The organism is Chitinophaga pendula (assembly GCF_020386615.1).
Taxonomy (GTDB): domain Bacteria; phylum Bacteroidota; class Bacteroidia; order Chitinophagales; family Chitinophagaceae; genus Chitinophaga; species Chitinophaga pendula.
Window position 1 is genome coordinate 6,382,783 of the sequence record NZ_CP077769.1, and the last position, 15,532, is coordinate 6,398,314.

The 15,532-nt window shown below is 46.1% G+C and carries 12 protein-coding genes; 4 read left to right on the top strand and 8 right to left on the bottom strand.

Going from position 1 to position 15,532, the window contains the following annotated elements:
• Positions 1-2 precede the first annotated feature (2 nt).
• Complete coding sequence (prfH, locus tag KTO58_RS23905) at positions 3-635, top strand: peptide chain release factor H (RefSeq protein WP_198315131.1); 633 nt, start codon at positions 3-5, stop codon at positions 633-635.
• Between the two features lie 42 nt (positions 636-677).
• Here prfH and proA read toward each other — a convergent pair whose 3' ends face one another.
• The gene (gene proA / locus KTO58_RS23910) at positions 678-5,309 is read right to left on the bottom strand and encodes an anti-phage protein ProA (RefSeq protein ID WP_095836987.1); all 4,632 of its coding nucleotides are present in this window, start codon (positions 5,307-5,309) and stop codon (positions 678-680) included.
• A gap of 173 nt (positions 5,310-5,482) precedes the next feature.
• On the opposite strand from proA, the gene cls reads away from it, so the two are divergent.
• Positions 5,483-6,961: a cardiolipin synthase gene (gene cls, locus KTO58_RS23915; protein ID WP_157752766.1), complete on the top strand. Its 1,479-nt coding sequence runs from the start codon at positions 5,483-5,485 to the stop codon at positions 6,959-6,961.
• Positions 6,962-6,963: 2 nt separating this feature from the next.
• On the opposite strand, the gene KTO58_RS23920 is transcribed toward cls, so the two are convergent.
• From KTO58_RS23920 to KTO58_RS23935, 4 genes are all read right to left on the bottom strand, one after another.
• Positions 6,964-7,335: a hypothetical protein gene (locus tag KTO58_RS23920; RefSeq protein ID WP_198315130.1), complete on the bottom strand. Its 372-nt coding sequence runs from the start codon at positions 7,333-7,335 to the stop codon at positions 6,964-6,966.
• A gap of 45 nt (positions 7,336-7,380) precedes the next feature.
• Positions 7,381-8,472 carry a lactonase family protein gene (locus KTO58_RS23925; protein ID WP_198315129.1) on the bottom strand — a complete coding sequence of 364 codons (1,092 nt, stop codon included), beginning with the start codon at positions 8,470-8,472 and terminating at the stop codon, positions 7,381-7,383.
• Positions 8,473-8,604: 132 nt separating this feature from the next.
• The gene (locus KTO58_RS23930; RefSeq protein ID WP_095836984.1) at positions 8,605-9,978 is read right to left on the bottom strand and encodes an outer membrane beta-barrel protein; all 1,374 of its coding nucleotides are present in this window, start codon (positions 9,976-9,978) and stop codon (positions 8,605-8,607) included.
• Positions 9,975-10,553 (bottom strand): RNA polymerase sigma factor, encoded by a 579-nt coding sequence (locus tag KTO58_RS23935; protein ID WP_225859895.1) that lies wholly within the window; start codon positions 10,551-10,553, stop codon positions 9,975-9,977. Before KTO58_RS23935 ends, KTO58_RS23930 begins: the two co-directional genes overlap by 4 nt.
• Before the next feature lie 533 nt (positions 10,554-11,086).
• Between KTO58_RS23935 and KTO58_RS23940 the strand changes: the two genes are divergently transcribed.
• A complete protein-coding gene (locus KTO58_RS23940; protein WP_095836982.1) occupies positions 11,087-11,500 on the top strand; it encodes a hypothetical protein in 414 nt (137 codons plus the stop codon).
• 48 nt (positions 11,501-11,548) lie between these two features.
• On the opposite strand, the gene mnmG is transcribed toward KTO58_RS23940, so the two are convergent.
• The 3 genes from mnmG to ybeY all read right to left on the bottom strand — a co-directional run bounded on the left by mnmG (position 11,549) and on the right by ybeY (position 14,396).
• On the bottom strand, positions 11,549-13,417 hold the full coding sequence (gene mnmG, locus KTO58_RS23945; protein ID WP_095836981.1) for a tRNA uridine-5-carboxymethylaminomethyl(34) synthesis enzyme MnmG: 1,869 nt from the start codon (positions 13,415-13,417) through the stop codon (positions 11,549-11,551).
• 91 nt (positions 13,418-13,508) lie between these two features.
• Positions 13,509-13,850, bottom strand: coding sequence for a hypothetical protein (locus KTO58_RS23950; RefSeq protein WP_157752765.1), 342 nt, complete (start codon positions 13,848-13,850; stop codon positions 13,509-13,511).
• Between the two features lie 120 nt (positions 13,851-13,970).
• Positions 13,971-14,396, bottom strand: a complete 426-nt coding sequence (ybeY, locus tag KTO58_RS23955; protein ID WP_095836979.1) for an rRNA maturation RNase YbeY — start codon at positions 14,394-14,396, stop codon at positions 13,971-13,973.
• Positions 14,397-14,559: 163 nt separating this feature from the next.
• Here ybeY and KTO58_RS23960 point away from each other — a divergent pair, with 163 nt between their 5' ends.
• Entirely contained in the window at positions 14,560-14,796 is a 237-nt protein-coding gene (locus tag KTO58_RS23960; RefSeq protein WP_095841415.1) for a FeoA family protein, read from the top strand.
• Positions 14,797-15,532 lie beyond the last annotated feature (736 nt).

Consider the following 15,532-nt stretch of genomic DNA (forward strand, 5'->3'; position numbering starts at 1 on the left):
ACATGGAACAAAACATAAATAACAACAGCTTACTACAACTATCTGCCGGCAAGGGTCCCACGGAATGCTCCCGCGTAGTGGCACTGGTATTGGAACAACTCCTGAAAGAAGCCAGGAAAAATAATATATACGCTGACGTTATAAATAAAATACCGGGTACGATGAACGGCACATTGCTGTCCGTAACAGTAAAATTATCTGGAAATGAATTAGTGTCATTTATACAATCATGGATCGGTACCATCCAATGGATCGGCCAAAGCCCTTATCGCAAAATGCATAAAAGGAAGAATTGGTTCATCACCATACAACGGTACGATACATTATCACTGAAAGAATGGAATACGAAAGAGGTAAGTTTCAAAACCTGCCGTGCGGCAGGCCCCGGAGGACAACATGTAAATAAAACCGAAACCGCCGTCAGGGCAACACACATACCCTCCGGTATCAGTGTCCTCTGCATGACATCCCGCTCACAACATCAGAATAAGAAGGAAGCAGTCGAACGGTTGAAAGAGAAGGTACAGTCATGGCAATGGCAACAGGCAGCGATACAGGCAACGCAACAATGGCAACAACACCATTATACAAAGCGGGGCAATGCCGTCAGAACATTTACACTTCCGCTCTTTTAATGCATACCGGGAGTATGAGTAGACATACTCCCGGTATTATATTTAAGCAGTTATTTTAAGCCATTCTCCATCCTCGATAACGACCTGCTGATCTACCGCCTTTTGCAGATGCTCCAGTATAGTCAGTTTCATCTCTTCCGTAACACGGGTAAAGCCAAATAACTTCGCAATCAGCGGCACCGCATCTTCAGCAGTGATAGCAATAGCGGCAGTGACGACTTGCAAAATAGCAAGCTGTAATTCCTCCGGTGCAATGTATACCAATTTGCGAGAGGAGGCTGGCAACTCACTCCTATTACGCAGCAATGGCGTCTGCATATCTTTATGCCAGAGGAAGTCCCCTTTTACCTTAATAATCCCTTTATCTGCAGCAAAATCCATCGTTGTTTTAAGACTTTCCTTCACCCGGCTACTGATCCGTTGTAATCCCGCCGCCTCGCCAAACCGGCGCGTCACTTCTTCTATGTGAACAGGACTCTCCACATTTACAATGTCCTCCATCCAACCACTCAGCCTGCCAATAGGATGATCATGAAAATCAACAGCCGCAATCTCCTGAGGCACTGTCGCCTGCTCGTACATCACAACAGTCGCTTCCGGCAATACTTCCTTCTCCTCCCGTTCTAGTATAGCCACTGGCTCGTTAGCAGCAGCTACTGTATGAACACTAGCCTTGGCGTCCTCTATAGCATTGATCAATCTTTCCAGCTCCCGCTGAGGATGACGCAACCAATCTGTACTCCATACCCGGTACAGCTTCCATCCCATCCCTTCTAATACCTGCTGACGCAAACGATCCCTGTCACGCACAGACCGCGCTGCCTGGTAAGAAGCACCATCACAGGTAATACCAAGCAGGTATCTCCCCGGCGTAGCCGGATCTGCAATAGCAAGATCAATATAAACACCTGCTGTACCCACCTGCGTATGAACGGTATATCCCCGCTCTCGCAACAAGGCAGCGATATGATCTTCAAAAGGATGTACCAATGGCTCGACGGTACTATCCGCAGCCATCGTACTACCATGTGCCGCGTAATACAGGAAATGTTTCAACGCTTTTACCCCCCTGCTCTGCGTACGCCCCAGATCTATATTTTCCGGTCTCAAATTGGTAAACACCTCACAGCGCAATTTAGCCCGGGTGATCAACACGTTCAGCCGCCTTTCACCGCCTTCATTATTCAAGGGCCCAAACGACATACTAACAGTTCCTTCCGCCGTCTTTCCATAACCCACACTGATAAATATGACCGCTCGCTCATCACCTTGTACATTCTCAAGATTCTTAACAAAAAACGGTTCTTCTGGATGCTGCCGGAAAAATACTTCCTGATCCGGAGAAGCCTTCCGTAATGTCTCCAGCTCTTCCTGTATCGCCTGCATCTGCGTCGTACTAAACGCTACTACCCCCAAACTGAGATGAGGATATATTCGCGCATGCTCCATCACCTTCGCAGCTATACTGGCTGCTTCTTGCCGGTTCGTTCGCGTCTGCCCTTTGTCATATACCGTATCAGGCAGATAATGCCATACCAGCCCCATACGGTCCTCTCCCCCAGGACTCGGGAAGATCACCAGCTTGTTATCGTAGAATTCCTGGTTGGATAAATTGATCAGCGATTCATGACGGCTGCGATAATGCCACCTCAACATACGCTGCGGCGCACCTTGCGCTTCACACATCCCCAATATACTCTGCATATCGGCCGTTACATTCTCCTCATCCTCCAGGTCTGCCGTAAGAGAATCAAAGAAACTGGTCGGGGGTAATTGTTTACTGTCTCCTACCACCACCAACTGCTTCCCCCTCAAAATGGCACCTAGTGCATCTACCGGCTTCACCTGACTCGCCTCATCGAAAATGACCAAATCAAATTCCAATGCTCCCGGTGGTAAATAGTTGGCAATAGACAAAGGGCTCATCATAAATACCGGCTTGATCGCCTGAATGGCCAGCCCCGCCTCCTGCATCAGTTTGCGGATAGGCATATGCCTCGCCTTTTTATTAAACTCCGTCCGGAGCACATTCACCTGCCCACCGGCTTCCAGCCGCGGAATAGCTTCCCAATGCGTAAGAGCCGCCCTCGCCCTGTTATATCGCTGATGAATAATATCTAGCTTACGGAATTGACGAATGGCCTCCTCATGACTGCTACGTTCAAAACTTCGTATAGCAGGTGCCGATAGGATCGCCTGCTCCAGGAGATAGTTATACCAGCTTTGTTCCAATGCCGCCTTTAGTTGGGTCCCCGCAGCAGGCCAGTGTGCCGCTTCCTGTATCAGGCAGTCCAGCTGCAAAGCAGTAGCTTTCTCCTTCAGATTGTTCCACGCGATCACCTGGTGCAGCTCCGGCAACCGCTGTTTCCACACAGACAATATTAGCAGCTGCTCCTCATAGGGACGTTGCAAAAGCAATGGACCGTCAGTAAAATGTACCTTTTCGTCCAGGTCGATCAGACCAAGCAATTCACGCAACTGCTGCGCCTGTTGTTGCAAGGCTTGCTCCAGCTCCTGGTGATGAGTAGCCGCACTGATGGCTGGTTCCTGCCGCTGCAGATAAGCAGGTAATATCGCCAGGCAATCGCCTTGCTGCACAGCCCGATGTACTTGCTGCAAATAAACATGTATCGCTTCCAGCTGCGCCCAGTCAGATGTTTGCTGCTTCCAGCGAACACCAAATAATGCTTTGGCCAACGTATCGTAGACCTGCAAAGAGGCCGTCAGCTGCTGGGCCTGTAGTATAGCATCTACGAGCGATAACTGCGTCGCCGTATCAGCAGGCAGATCGTGCTTACACAGGGCTGCCAACTGTTGTTTGCTACGGCGATAAGTCCCCATCACAAACTTATACCACTTGTCTCCATAAGCGAGCAACTGCGACCGGATATCAAGTACCGGCTGCTGCCAGGCAATAGGTAGCAATACCTGCTCATACGCCTTACGGATAGCATCCAATTGCCTGCCTACCTGCAATAAATCCTGTATATCAGCAGCCTGCAATAGCCAGGCATCATGCTGGACATGGATATCAGACAGATCCGGCTTTTGCGATGCCAGCCGCATCGTAACAGATAGCAATACCGTCTCTGTCCTATTCAACGGGGCAGGTGTAGCTACATGTGCCGCTACCGTGGCTGACAATGCCTGTAAAGCTTGTACCGCGTCGTTAGCTCGCTGCAAAGAGTTAGCTACAACCGTTTGTTGCTGCGGTACCAGCACCTGCAACCGGGAACCCCAGAAGGCATTGTCCGCAGGCTGACCAGATGCCGCTATCCAGGCCTGTATACGTTCCGCCAGGGCAGATGCCTGTTGCATCTGCTCAGCACCCCACATAGACATACCGGGAGGCACCAGATGGGGCAGCTCCACCGGGTACTCCGCCGCGATCTGCAGCAGACGTCCCGTAACCTCCTGAGCATTCCACCCACTCTTCCCTATTTCTGTATGTATCGCCGCACAATATCCGTTCAGCTCATCCTGATACTCCGCCAGCATCGATACTTCCTGTTGCAGTTTCTGAATAGCTGGCTTACCCAGATCAAGCACTCTTTTCAATGCCTGATGAAGCTCCTTTTTATTGGCTTTGTGGCTATGCAATTCCAGACAGGCCTCTCCCAATGCAATATTGTCCAACCTCCGCTTTACCACCTCCAACGCCGCCATCTTTTCGGCAACGAACAACACCTTCTTCCCTTCCCCGATCGCATTCGCAATAATATTGGTGATCGTCTGGGACTTACCCGTACCCGGAGGACCTTGTATCACCAGGTTACGGCCTTCCTGGATAGCCAGCATCGCCAACAACTGTGAACTATCAGCATCTACCACCTGGTGTAAGGTCGCGGCCCTCGGTTCCGCATCAATAAAAGCATCCTCGGGCACAGATGGCTGCGCATCCCGGAAACCATCCGTATAAAGATCCTGTAAAATAGGATGCGCAATCGGTTTACTATCTGCCGGCCATTGCGTACTATCCAGATCATGATATAACATGAATTTCCCGAAAGAGAAAAAGCCGAGTTCAATAGCATCCGCAACGACCTCCCAGCCCGACATCCCTTTGATCACTTTTTCCACCGCCAGGATGTAAGCAGCAATATCTGTTTCCTCTTCATCCGGGATATCAGGCAGGAATAGGTTAAAATCTGCTTTCAGCTTCGCTTGCAGGGACAAGTTCATCTCTACCTCTGCCCCGGTATATCGCAGACGGAATCGTTCCCGGGCACTGGAACGCTCCAGAGATACCGGAACCAATATCAGCGGAGCCTGCCTCACCTCCGTACCATTCGCCGCCTCATACCACCGCAACATGCCAAGGGTCAGGTACAACGTATTGACCCCTTGCTCTTCCACACTGGTACGCGCCGCATAATAAGTGTTCAGCAACCGGAGCTGTAACGCCGCAGCTAACTCCGTTGTCTGCAATTTTGCATCCGGCGCATTATCAATCGTTTCGGAAAGCACATCAGCAGGCATTTTCTCCGGCCGCGGACTAAACGTCATCGCCTTGCCCTGGGCAACGAGTATATCATACGTCGCCACCGATTGCTCCTGTACGATTCGAATACCGCGTCCTGCGGGTAATCTGTAGTTTAATAAGGGATTGCGCATTCCGAGGTCCAATAGTTCCCTCCGGGATGCTTCCAGCTTTTGAAGGATGGTCTCCTGCATGCTCGTATATGGTAGTTTATCGCATATAATAACGGGATACCCCCGCTATGAAGTGCACTAAATTAATCTTTTTGTATGGACGTAAGAAAGAAAGGCACACCTTGTGATGATAACTGGTAGTGACTTAACTGACTACAAATTATTTTAACTTTAGACAGGCAATACTTTCTCACTTGAATTCGATCGTACAACTATTATCCGGATCAACATGGCATCCCTATGTAAAAATAGCGGGCTATGTACTGCTTGCACTTACCTTCATAGGCGTAGTAGGCACTATTTTACTGGAAAGCCGCAATCCGGTTAAAGCCTCCGCCTATATATTATTGCTGATCTTTGTACCCGTACTGGGACTGATCGTATACTACTACCTGGGCCGCGATCTGCGCAAACGCCGCCGTTTTACCTTAAAAGGAAGTAAAGATGAAACACTGATCTACCGCTTCTGGGAAACACAACGGCCCGAAATGGAACGCATGCAGCTGGAACTACGACAACAGGTAGCCAGTAAACAGGAAGTATCCACAATGCTCCTTAACACCAGGCAATCAGTTCTTACCAAACACAACCGCGTACACCTCCTGTTAAATGGAGAAGAGAAATTCCCCGCCCTATTCAAAGCACTGAAACATGCCAAACATCACATTCACATAGAATACTACATTTTCGTAGCGGATGATATCGGCAACGCCGTAACAGAAATACTCATCGAAAAACTCAAAGAAGGCGTAGAAGTAAGACTAATATATGATGACCTGGGCAGCAATCATATCGGCGATATACCTGCCCGCCTTAAAGCACATGGCGCAGAAGTATACCCCTTCTCCCCTGTCCGCATATACTTTTACCTGAACGCTAACTATCGCAATCACCGTAAGATCATCGTCATCGACGGACGTGTAGGCTTTACCGGTGGTATCAATGTTGACGAACGCTACGTCAACAACGGAAAACATAGTACCTTCTGGAGAGATACCCACCTGATGATTGAAGGCGACGCAGTAAACAACCTCCAACTACAGTTCTTGCTGAGTTACCGCTATTGCAGCAAACAAACATTCTCTTTTGCCATTCCTTACTTTCAGCGTTCTACCATACGGGAAACTTGCTTCTCAGACATCGTAGCCAGCGGCCCCGATTCAGAATGGCCCATGGCAATGCAATGCATCCTCATGGCTATCAATGTAGCCAAACGTCGCATCAGGATCTGTAATCCCTATTTTATCCCCAATGAACAAATATTGACTGCTTTGCAGATAGCAGCCCTGGCGGGTAAAGATGTGGAGCTGCTATTACCCGAAAAAGGAGATTCATTCGTAGTACAGCACGCAGCTATGTCATTCATCAAATCCCTGTTGGAAGCAGGTATTCATGTATACTTGTATAAGAAAGGTTTCATGCACGCAAAAACCATCCTGATAGACGACAATGTAGCCATGGTAGGCACCGTAAACCTCGACAACCGTAGCTTCTATCTTAACTGTGAAATAGCTGCTATTATTTACGATCAAACATTCGCCAACAAACTGAATAAAAGTTTTGAAGACGACCTGTGCGACGCCGTCAAAGTAGATAGAAAGTCCTGGCGCAACCGGCCATTATTCCAAAAGTTCACCGACGCCGTGTGCCGCTTACTGACACCTTTATTATAAGATCAATCCTCATGTCGATCACCACCCAGACTGTAGAAATTATTCTCCTCGTCTTCTCCTCCCGTCTCTTCATCCGCATCATCCAACTCTGCACCGGGTACATCCAACCCTTCATCCATATCTTCTCGCGCAGTACGTTGGCGCTCGCGTAATATTTCATCATTCAGCTGGGTAGAACGGGTAGCATCTTCTACATCCATATCCACCTCCTCATTACGACTGGTGATATCTTCTCCTTTAGGATAACTGGGGTACCCGGGAAACAACTCATCATGCCGCTGCTCCTGCTCCGCTGCTGTCGGTGGTTGCGGCTTATCTTGCCTTTGCCCGCCAGGTACCTGCGACTCCTCGTTTTTCGGCTGTTTATCTTTCATAACACTACATTTTAGTAAGTATCGCAAAAAGATAGTGCCAGTATCTTATTGACGGGACGTCATTTTAAGACAAACCGGCATAGCGATCTTTATTTCTTGCCCCGTAGCAGCCAGTTTACCCGTATTGACATCTCTTTTGAATACCACCACATTATCAGAATCCTGGTTCGCCGTCAGCAGAAACTGACCAGAAGGGTCTATCATAAAATTGCGGGGCGTCTTACCACCACTGCTGTGCCGGTCCACATAAGTAAGTTTACCACTATTCATAGCGATGCGGTAAATGACAATATCATTGAGTGTACCACGGTTAGAAGCATAGAGAAATTTACCGTCCGGAGAAATATGTATGTCCGCGCCGGAGATCGTGCCGTTAAAGCCGGCAGGAAGGGTCGTAATGGTTTGAAAACGATCCAGTGCTCCGCTCTGTGGCTGATAGTTAAATGCACTGATCTTCCCATCTAATTCATGAATTACGTATGCCCACTTCCCGTTATTATGGAATACCAGGTGCCGAGGTCCTGAACCTCCCGGAAAAACCACATAAGCAGGAGATGCAGGCTGTAAAGGTTGTGTTGCCGCCGGATCAAATTTGTAAATATTTACTTTGTCCGTACCCAGGTCCGGTACATAGAGATAATGTTGCTCAGGAGAAAATTCTACACAGTGTACATGCGGCGTTTCCTGCCTGCTCTTGTTGATGCTGGAGCCGGTATGTTGTATGGTTTGTACCGGCGCTGCAATATTACCGTCTACCTGTATAGGCAGCGCCGATAAACTACCACTCGCATAGTTACCCACCACAACAAACTTACCTTGCCTGTCGGTATTAATATAACAAGGACCATCACCACCCGCAGGCTGCTTACCCGTAAATGTCAACAGGCCGGCACTACGGTCCAGAGTGAATGCACTCACACTGCCCTTACGACTCGCACCTACCTCATTCACGGAATACACCTGCTTACCATTAGGCGATACCACCAGATAGGAAGGATTGTCAACTTGCTTCGCTACACCCACAGGTTGTAACTGTCCATTCTTGCTGTCAAATTCATAGAGATATATCCCCTCGCTGCTGGTTTTGGTATATGTGCCGATCAGTAGCAGCTGCTTATCTGCAGTTCCTTGTGCCATAGCTATAAATGGTATTATTATCGGGTAAAAGAATAATAAAAACTTATGCATTTGTATCAGGGTTTAATCGTTACAAAATACAAAAACAGCGCCCACTTTTTCAAAGAGGCGATCATTGGAAATACAACGTTGTTATCTCCTTCCGTGTAAGTTGAGTTGAATAGCCGCACCCGCACTGAACAGGTTGATTTCACCAAAACCAATGGGGCGTAATGGTATTTTGGCGTAAGGCTGGAGTCCGAGTGTGGTGTGTTTGCCTAATGAATACTGATAGGTAATACCGAGGTTAAGTATGGATAAGTAATGCTGGTTTTTGTTATTCAGTTCTATCTCTTTGGGAGTAGCCCAGGCATATATGTAGCAATAGTTCTCCCTGATCATAAAATAACTGGAAAGGCCTGCCGTAGCAGTCCAGCGATGCCGGTTCTTTTCCGCAAAAGTGTAATTTACATTGATCGGCACATCCAGTACAATACAATCCGCATCTACCTTTTTAACTACGTAATAAGGAGAACTGGGCGGGGGTAATTTTTTTAGCAGTTTATAGTCAGATGGCGTCGCACCATACGATTTCTTACTGTACACCAAACCTGTGGAAACAGACCAGCGATTGTTAAAATAATAGTTGACAGACAATCCAAAATTAGGTTTGATCTTTCCATATTTCAGAGAGGGTGCACTATTATAATCCGCTCCCAATGATAACCCTACACCAATCCCCTTCACTTGCGGCTCCTTACGGGATTTATTGCCGGCAATCACTACTGTCGTCGTTTCCTTTACAGGCATTGCCGTAGGCCGTTGCAGCGTAAGACCGGTAGCGATCTCCGGTTCTTGTGGGAACAGGGAAGCAATCGCTTGTATGGTATTCGGTATTGCGGCAGTATTGGGAACAACGGTAGTATTCGTTTGCGAATATTCCGGTATCTGCGCCCCCTCCGAAGGTGAAGCAGTAGCCTGGTGCTGACCACTCACAGCTGCTAATACAGGTGGCCGGTGTCCAGGCACAGTTGAAGCAGTGGATATTCCTTTTTTCGCCGGTGTGATGCTGGTGGTAATAGCCTGTTGCTGACCATGATGAGCACCAGATGAAATACTAGGGTCGTCCACCTTTCCATTATTTCCATTACCAAGAATCAAATCACTACCTGTATTACTATACGCTGACGTACGGGATATATTTTTCTGCGTTGAATGATCGTTTCTATCTTTTGTAAGGGGGAGAGAAGTAGCAGATGAAGGATGTTTATCAGATACAGACAATTGAGCAGCGACAGGCGTTGAGCTATGTTTATTTAATAGGATGCCGCCCGGCCAGATGAAAATACCACCTGCCAGCAGAAGTACAAGCACAGGTATCCACCACCACCAAAAGGCGCCGGTTTTGTCATCATCGCCAGTAGCATCGAGTTGGGCTTTCATCTTCTCCCAGGCAATGGGATCAAATGATTCCTGCTCTGCCTTTTCTAGCTTCTCACGGATCTTATTTTCAAAAGCATCTTTCATTTCCTGTCGGTAAGCCTCCCCATGTCTTCGTTATTAAATGCGGTATAAGCAGCTGTTTCGGTAATCCGATCCTTCAATATCTTCTTTGCTTTAAATAGATTGGATTTGGACGTCCCTTCAGAGATACCTAATATTTCTGCTATCTCATGATGTTGATACCCCTCCATAATGTATAGATTAAACACCGCCCGGTAGCCCGGTGGTAATGATTGTATCAGCAGCAGCAATTCTTCGTAAGATAATTTATCTAGCGTCTTGTCATCTACCCCTATTTCATAAGTCTGGGAAATATCTTCCGTAAAAGCCAGTTTCTTTTTAGTTCGCAGAAAATCTATGGAAGTGTTGACCATGATCCTGCCCAGCCAACTTTTGAATGGACGATTCATATCAAAAGTATCAATATGCTGGAATATTTTTAGAAATCCATCATTGAGTATCTCAATAGCTTCTTCTCTATGATGTGAATAGCGCAAACAGATGCTCATGGCATATCCAAAGAATTGCCGGTATAACTCTTCCTGGCTGCTTCGGTTTTGCTTCCGGCAACCTGCTATTATATTTGTTAGGTCCTGCACAAATTATCCTGATATCCGGATTTGGTTGTTCATGTTCGAGTTTAATATCGAATTTCTTTTTGCACCTCAGTGAGTACGGAAGCCGTCCATAAACAGTTGCCTGAAGAAAAAATTTTTTTCACTTTTTGACAAATCGTCAAATTCAGGCGTTTTAGCCAATTTAAGGACACCTTTCTCCTTTTGGATGAATGGTATTAACCGGGTGGCGTTCGGCAAATTTTACCGCCTTTCTGAGAGCTGTTTTTTTAAGAGATGCGTCGAAAAAGTGATGTTTGAACAATAAAAATGATTGTTGTGACTTGCTTTGGTAATTGATACAAATAGGGTCTAAGTTTTTCAGATTTAAAAGTCTACAATATCTACGGGTTTTCCAAATTGTATTTGTGTTAGCTGAAGGCCATTTCATATACAAACCGTTTCACCACTAGATCAAACAATAATCAAATCCCGGTTCTCTAATCATCCCCGAATAAGTTAAACTTGTAAAGTGGAACATTACAACTAATGACCGCCATATCCGTAAACCAAATTGCATGAATAATAACCCGGAAGGATCTAAAGAATATTGGGAACTCTTTAATACAAAAGTTCGACCACTCACAGAAAAACAACAACGGATGATCACTTATAACTTTTGCTTGCTCACCGGTAACCACCTGGATGAACTGGGTAAAGGTGCCCTGCAATTGATCAAACAACTTACCACAGATCATCCCCCCTCCCCACACTACGAATCATACCAAAAGAAATTACAGCAAAAACTGCCCAACGATGGCATGAGTGTATATAGTCCATTGATCTGGGCGCTTATGCCAGGCAGTACCAGTTATCCCGTCTGGTATGCAGCCGCAATCGTCGGACTAAATATTGCCGAACTCCAGCTATCTACATTACCTGAACTGACCAGGCTGACAATAGAGATATTGGACTGTTTCGCTGCCAAATAAAAAGCGCCGGTCTGAAATCAGACCGGCGCTTTTTATTTGGCTTATTTTTTATCGTCCCATGTACACCATGAGTATCTGTACATCACTGGGATTTACACCGCTGATCCTGCTGGCCTGCCCTAATGTACGGGGACGTATTTTGTTGAATTTTTGTCTGGCCTCTGCACTCAGCGATACCAGTTTACCATAATCAAAACTATCTGGAATAATCAGATCTTCCAGTTGACTCATCTTCTGAACCAACTCCTGCTCCTTCTCTATATAGACATCATACTTCACCTGGATCTCTGCTTGTTCCAGTATCTCCCGGTCATATCCCTTCAAGGCATTTCCAATCTTGTCTACCTTTTGCATCATAGAGAAAATATCCATTCCAGGACGTAACAACAGCTGGAAAGCTCTTTGTCTTTGTACCAGGAGAGCAGAATTTTTTTCCTGCAACAGGTGATTAATATCCTCCGGATCAATAGGCAACTCCTTCAGTATTTTTTTAATGGCAGCTACTCCACTCCCTTTCTCCTCTACACGACGCGCCCTTTCTTCTGAAGCCAGCCCCAGGCGGTAACTTTTCTCCGTGAGTCGCAGATCCGCATTGTCCTGCCTAAGCAAAGTCCTGAATTCAGCCCTCGAAGTAAACATACGGTAAGGTTCATCTGTACCCTTATTGATCAGATCATCGATCAATACCCCTATGTAAGCTTCACTCCTTTTCAGAATAAAAGGTTCCTGTCCGTTCACTTTCAGGTGGGCATTCATCCCCGCCATGAGACCCTGACAGGCAGCTTCTTCATACCCGGTAGTACCATTTATCTGCCCGGCAAAATAGAGATATGCTATTTGTTTGGTCTCAAGGGTAAACTTCAGCTGGGTAGGTGGGAAGTAATCATACTCGATAGCATACCCGGGACGGAACATCTTCACGTTCTCAAAACCAGGCACCATCTTCAATGCCTTCATCTGTACATCCTCCGGCAGGGAAGTAGAAAAACCGTTCACATATATTTCTTCCGTGTTCCAGCCTTCCGGTTCTACAAACAGCTGGTGCCGGTCCCTTTCTGCAAAACGATTGATCTTATCTTCAATACTTGGACAATACCTGGGGCCTACTCCCTGTATCCTGCCTTGGAACATAGGGCTACGGTCAAACCCCGTCCGAAGCATCTCATGTACCGCTTCGCTGGTATAGGTGATATAGCAGCTTCTCTGCTGGGAAGGTTTTATTTTTTCTACATCCAGGTAAGAGAACCCGGTGATGATATCGTCCCCTTTCTGTTCTTCCATCCGGGAATAATCCAGACTCCGTCCATCTACCCTGGGAGGCGTTCCCGTTTTAAGACGATCACTTTCAAAACCCAGGGAAACCAGTTGTTCCGTTATACCGGTGGCCGCGGTTTCCGCCACCCGGCCCCCGCCAAATCTTTTATCACCGATATGGATCACACCATTAAGAAAAGTACCATTGGTCAGTACCACCGCTTTTGATTTGATCTCATGTCCAAGCCCGGTGATCACCCCGCAACAGCTTCCATCTTTTACCAACAGTCCTTTTACCATGTCCTGATAAAAATCCACATTCGATGTCCGCTCCAACGCCTCTCTCCACTTGGCAGCAAATAACATCCGGTCATTCTGGGTACGGGGGCTCCACATCGCAGGACCTTTTGAAAGATTCAGCATACGGAACTGTATCATGGATTGGTCAGTGACAATACCGGAATATCCTCCCAAAGCATCTATCTCCCGAACTATCTGTCCTTTAGCGATTCCACCCATAGCAGGGTTGCAGCTCATCTGCGCGATAGTCTGCATATTCATGGTCACCAACAATACTTTGGAGCCCATATTGGCAGCAGCAGCCGCTGCCTCGCAACCGGCATGACCGGCGCCTACCACAATTACATCGTAAGAAGGAAACATAATTTATAAATCGAACTGCAAAGTTACAGAGAAGCAAGGAAAAATCAGGCGCTATTCCATTTGATGAATGTTCCACGTGGAACATTTGAATTTACTGTTTGCGTTGGTAGATCAAAAAGGCACAGGTGCCTCCCGCCAATATGATGTACAAACAAATCGCCCACAAAAATTGCCCAGGAGCAGATAGCAGGTAACGATAAAGAAAGGCACTTCCTAACAAACTACAACCCATAGCAACCACCGGTAAAAAGGTATACCCTAACCCATTCATTTGCATAGACCACTTAGACAAAAGTGCACAACTCCATTTCACACCGGCCAAGTTGATCAGGAGAAATCCAATAGTTCCCCAGACCATCCAACCTAATGGTAAAGTAATAAACCAGCAGATCAATAAAAGGATCAGCGCATGCATGCCGGCAAGCAGCAACATAAAAAGTAGTAGGTAGGTAATTACCCTCATTGGCATAGACAGTATCATAAAAAACTGGAACTAATAATGGGAAACGGTATAAAAACTCCGTTGGCAAATGTGATGTTCCACGTGGAACATTTACTTGGAAAAATATTTTTGAAGATATTCTTCTTCTTTTTCTCTCATCAACGACGCCTCTTTTTTCGTTTTATCCTTGAAACCACAAAGATGTAATGCACCGTGAAAAATAACGCGGTGTAATTCCTGCTCCGGAGATACCCCATATTTTTCCGCATTATCCTTTACCCGATCCACACTCACATAAACCTCCCCCTCCGTAATAGCAGGATCATCACTCATCTCAAAAGTCACTATATCAGTATACGTATCATGTTGCAAAAAAGATTGATTGATCTCCAACAAATAATCATCAGAACAAAAGATATACTGTAGCCCAGATAATCCCTGTTGTTCTGCAGCAAATAGATCCTTTAAAAAGGACTTTAACCTGGTCTTGTTCCTGAGATCTAATTTAATCTCATGTGCTATAAAGTTAATCGCCATGTTTCTCGCTATCCGTAATAAAGATGTAAAAGTATAGTGAAATTTTGGTTTACAGCACCTCCGTGTTTGGCCAATTGCCACCGGACAGATACCTTTGTTCATTATTCCATTGCAAGTCTCCCGAAAACGAATGGCAAAGTTCATCACGATTAATCGTAGGTACATGAAAAAAGAAATGATCAAACTTTCTGCATTAAGCACAGGTAGAAGCGCAGTTATAATAGAATTTGAAAAAGACGATCTGCATATTAAACTCATGGAAATGGGATGTGTGCCAGGCGAAACCGTTAAGATCGAAAAAATTGCCCCCCTGGGAGACCCAATATCTATCATGGTAGCAGGATACAATCTGTCCCTCCGAAAAACAGAAGCCGATCATATTTGGGTAGAGGAAATTTAAAGTTCCTCTTTTTGCCGCCATGCCTCCACCTCTATTGTGATCACTGTATCCAACAAAATCAATATACCGCCCCCTTTATCGTATTACATCCACCAGACTCCCAGTCTCCAGCGCATTAAAAGACATCAAACAACTCCTTCCTATCCAAAAACTATAAGATGCACACACTTCTCGCATTGGAATCTACCCTTCCCCCCAGGCCCCCTTTATACAAGTACACGTGTAGACAATAAAAAATATATACCCTCCACACATTAAAAGCCATCCTTCTCACCCATACAAGCCTTTATACAAGCACACGTGTAGACAATAAAATGCATACCCTCCACACATTAAAGCCATCCTTCTCACCCATACAAGCCTTTATACAAGCACACGTGTAGACAATGAAATGCATACCCTCCACACAATTAAATGTCATTCTTCTCACCCATACAAGCACACCTGCAGATATTAATTGACTGTACTCCTTCTTACATTGCTTCCCAAAATCATTAAGTGTATGCATTCCAGGTAATCGGTCCAAATCCTCTCTCATCAACTTTATCACAAACAAATATCCACTTGCACAGATCCAAATCCGAATTCGTTATTCCTATCAGTGCCTTCACCGAATCACCAGGTACGTCTCCATGCGATTAAATCGAATTCAATCCTTACCCGCCAAACACTCTCAACTTGCTCCGTCAACACCTTGGTTCTCTCCCGGTCAAACACATTAAAATTCGCTCCTCAG

What these genes read in the sequence shown, in the direction of transcription:
- prfH (WP_198315131.1), top strand. Translation starts at nt 3, where the DNA reads ATGGAACAAAACATAAATAACAACAGCTTACTACAACTATCTGCCGGC.
- proA (WP_095836987.1), bottom strand. Translation starts at nt 5,309, where the DNA reads ATGCAGGAGACCATCCTTCAAAAGCTGGAAGCATCCCGGAGGGAACTA.
- KTO58_RS23920 (WP_198315130.1), bottom strand. Translation starts at nt 7,335, where the DNA reads ATGAAAGATAAACAGCCGAAAAACGAGGAGTCGCAGGTACCTGGCGGG.
- KTO58_RS23925 (WP_198315129.1), bottom strand. Translation starts at nt 8,472, where the DNA reads ATGGCACAAGGAACTGCAGATAAGCAGCTGCTACTGATCGGCACATAT.
- KTO58_RS23930 (WP_095836984.1), bottom strand. Translation starts at nt 9,978, where the DNA reads ATGAAAGATGCTTTTGAAAATAAGATCCGTGAGAAGCTAGAAAAGGCA.
- KTO58_RS23940 (WP_095836982.1), top strand. Translation starts at nt 11,087, where the DNA reads ATGAATAATAACCCGGAAGGATCTAAAGAATATTGGGAACTCTTTAAT.
- mnmG (WP_095836981.1), bottom strand. Translation starts at nt 13,417, where the DNA reads ATGTTTCCTTCTTACGATGTAATTGTGGTAGGCGCCGGTCATGCCGGT.
- KTO58_RS23950 (WP_157752765.1), bottom strand. Translation starts at nt 13,850, where the DNA reads ATGTTGCTGCTTGCCGGCATGCATGCGCTGATCCTTTTATTGATCTGC.
- ybeY (WP_095836979.1), bottom strand. Translation starts at nt 14,396, where the DNA reads ATGGCGATTAACTTTATAGCACATGAGATTAAATTAGATCTCAGGAAC.
- KTO58_RS23960 (WP_095841415.1), top strand. Translation starts at nt 14,560, where the DNA reads ATGAAAAAAGAAATGATCAAACTTTCTGCATTAAGCACAGGTAGAAGC.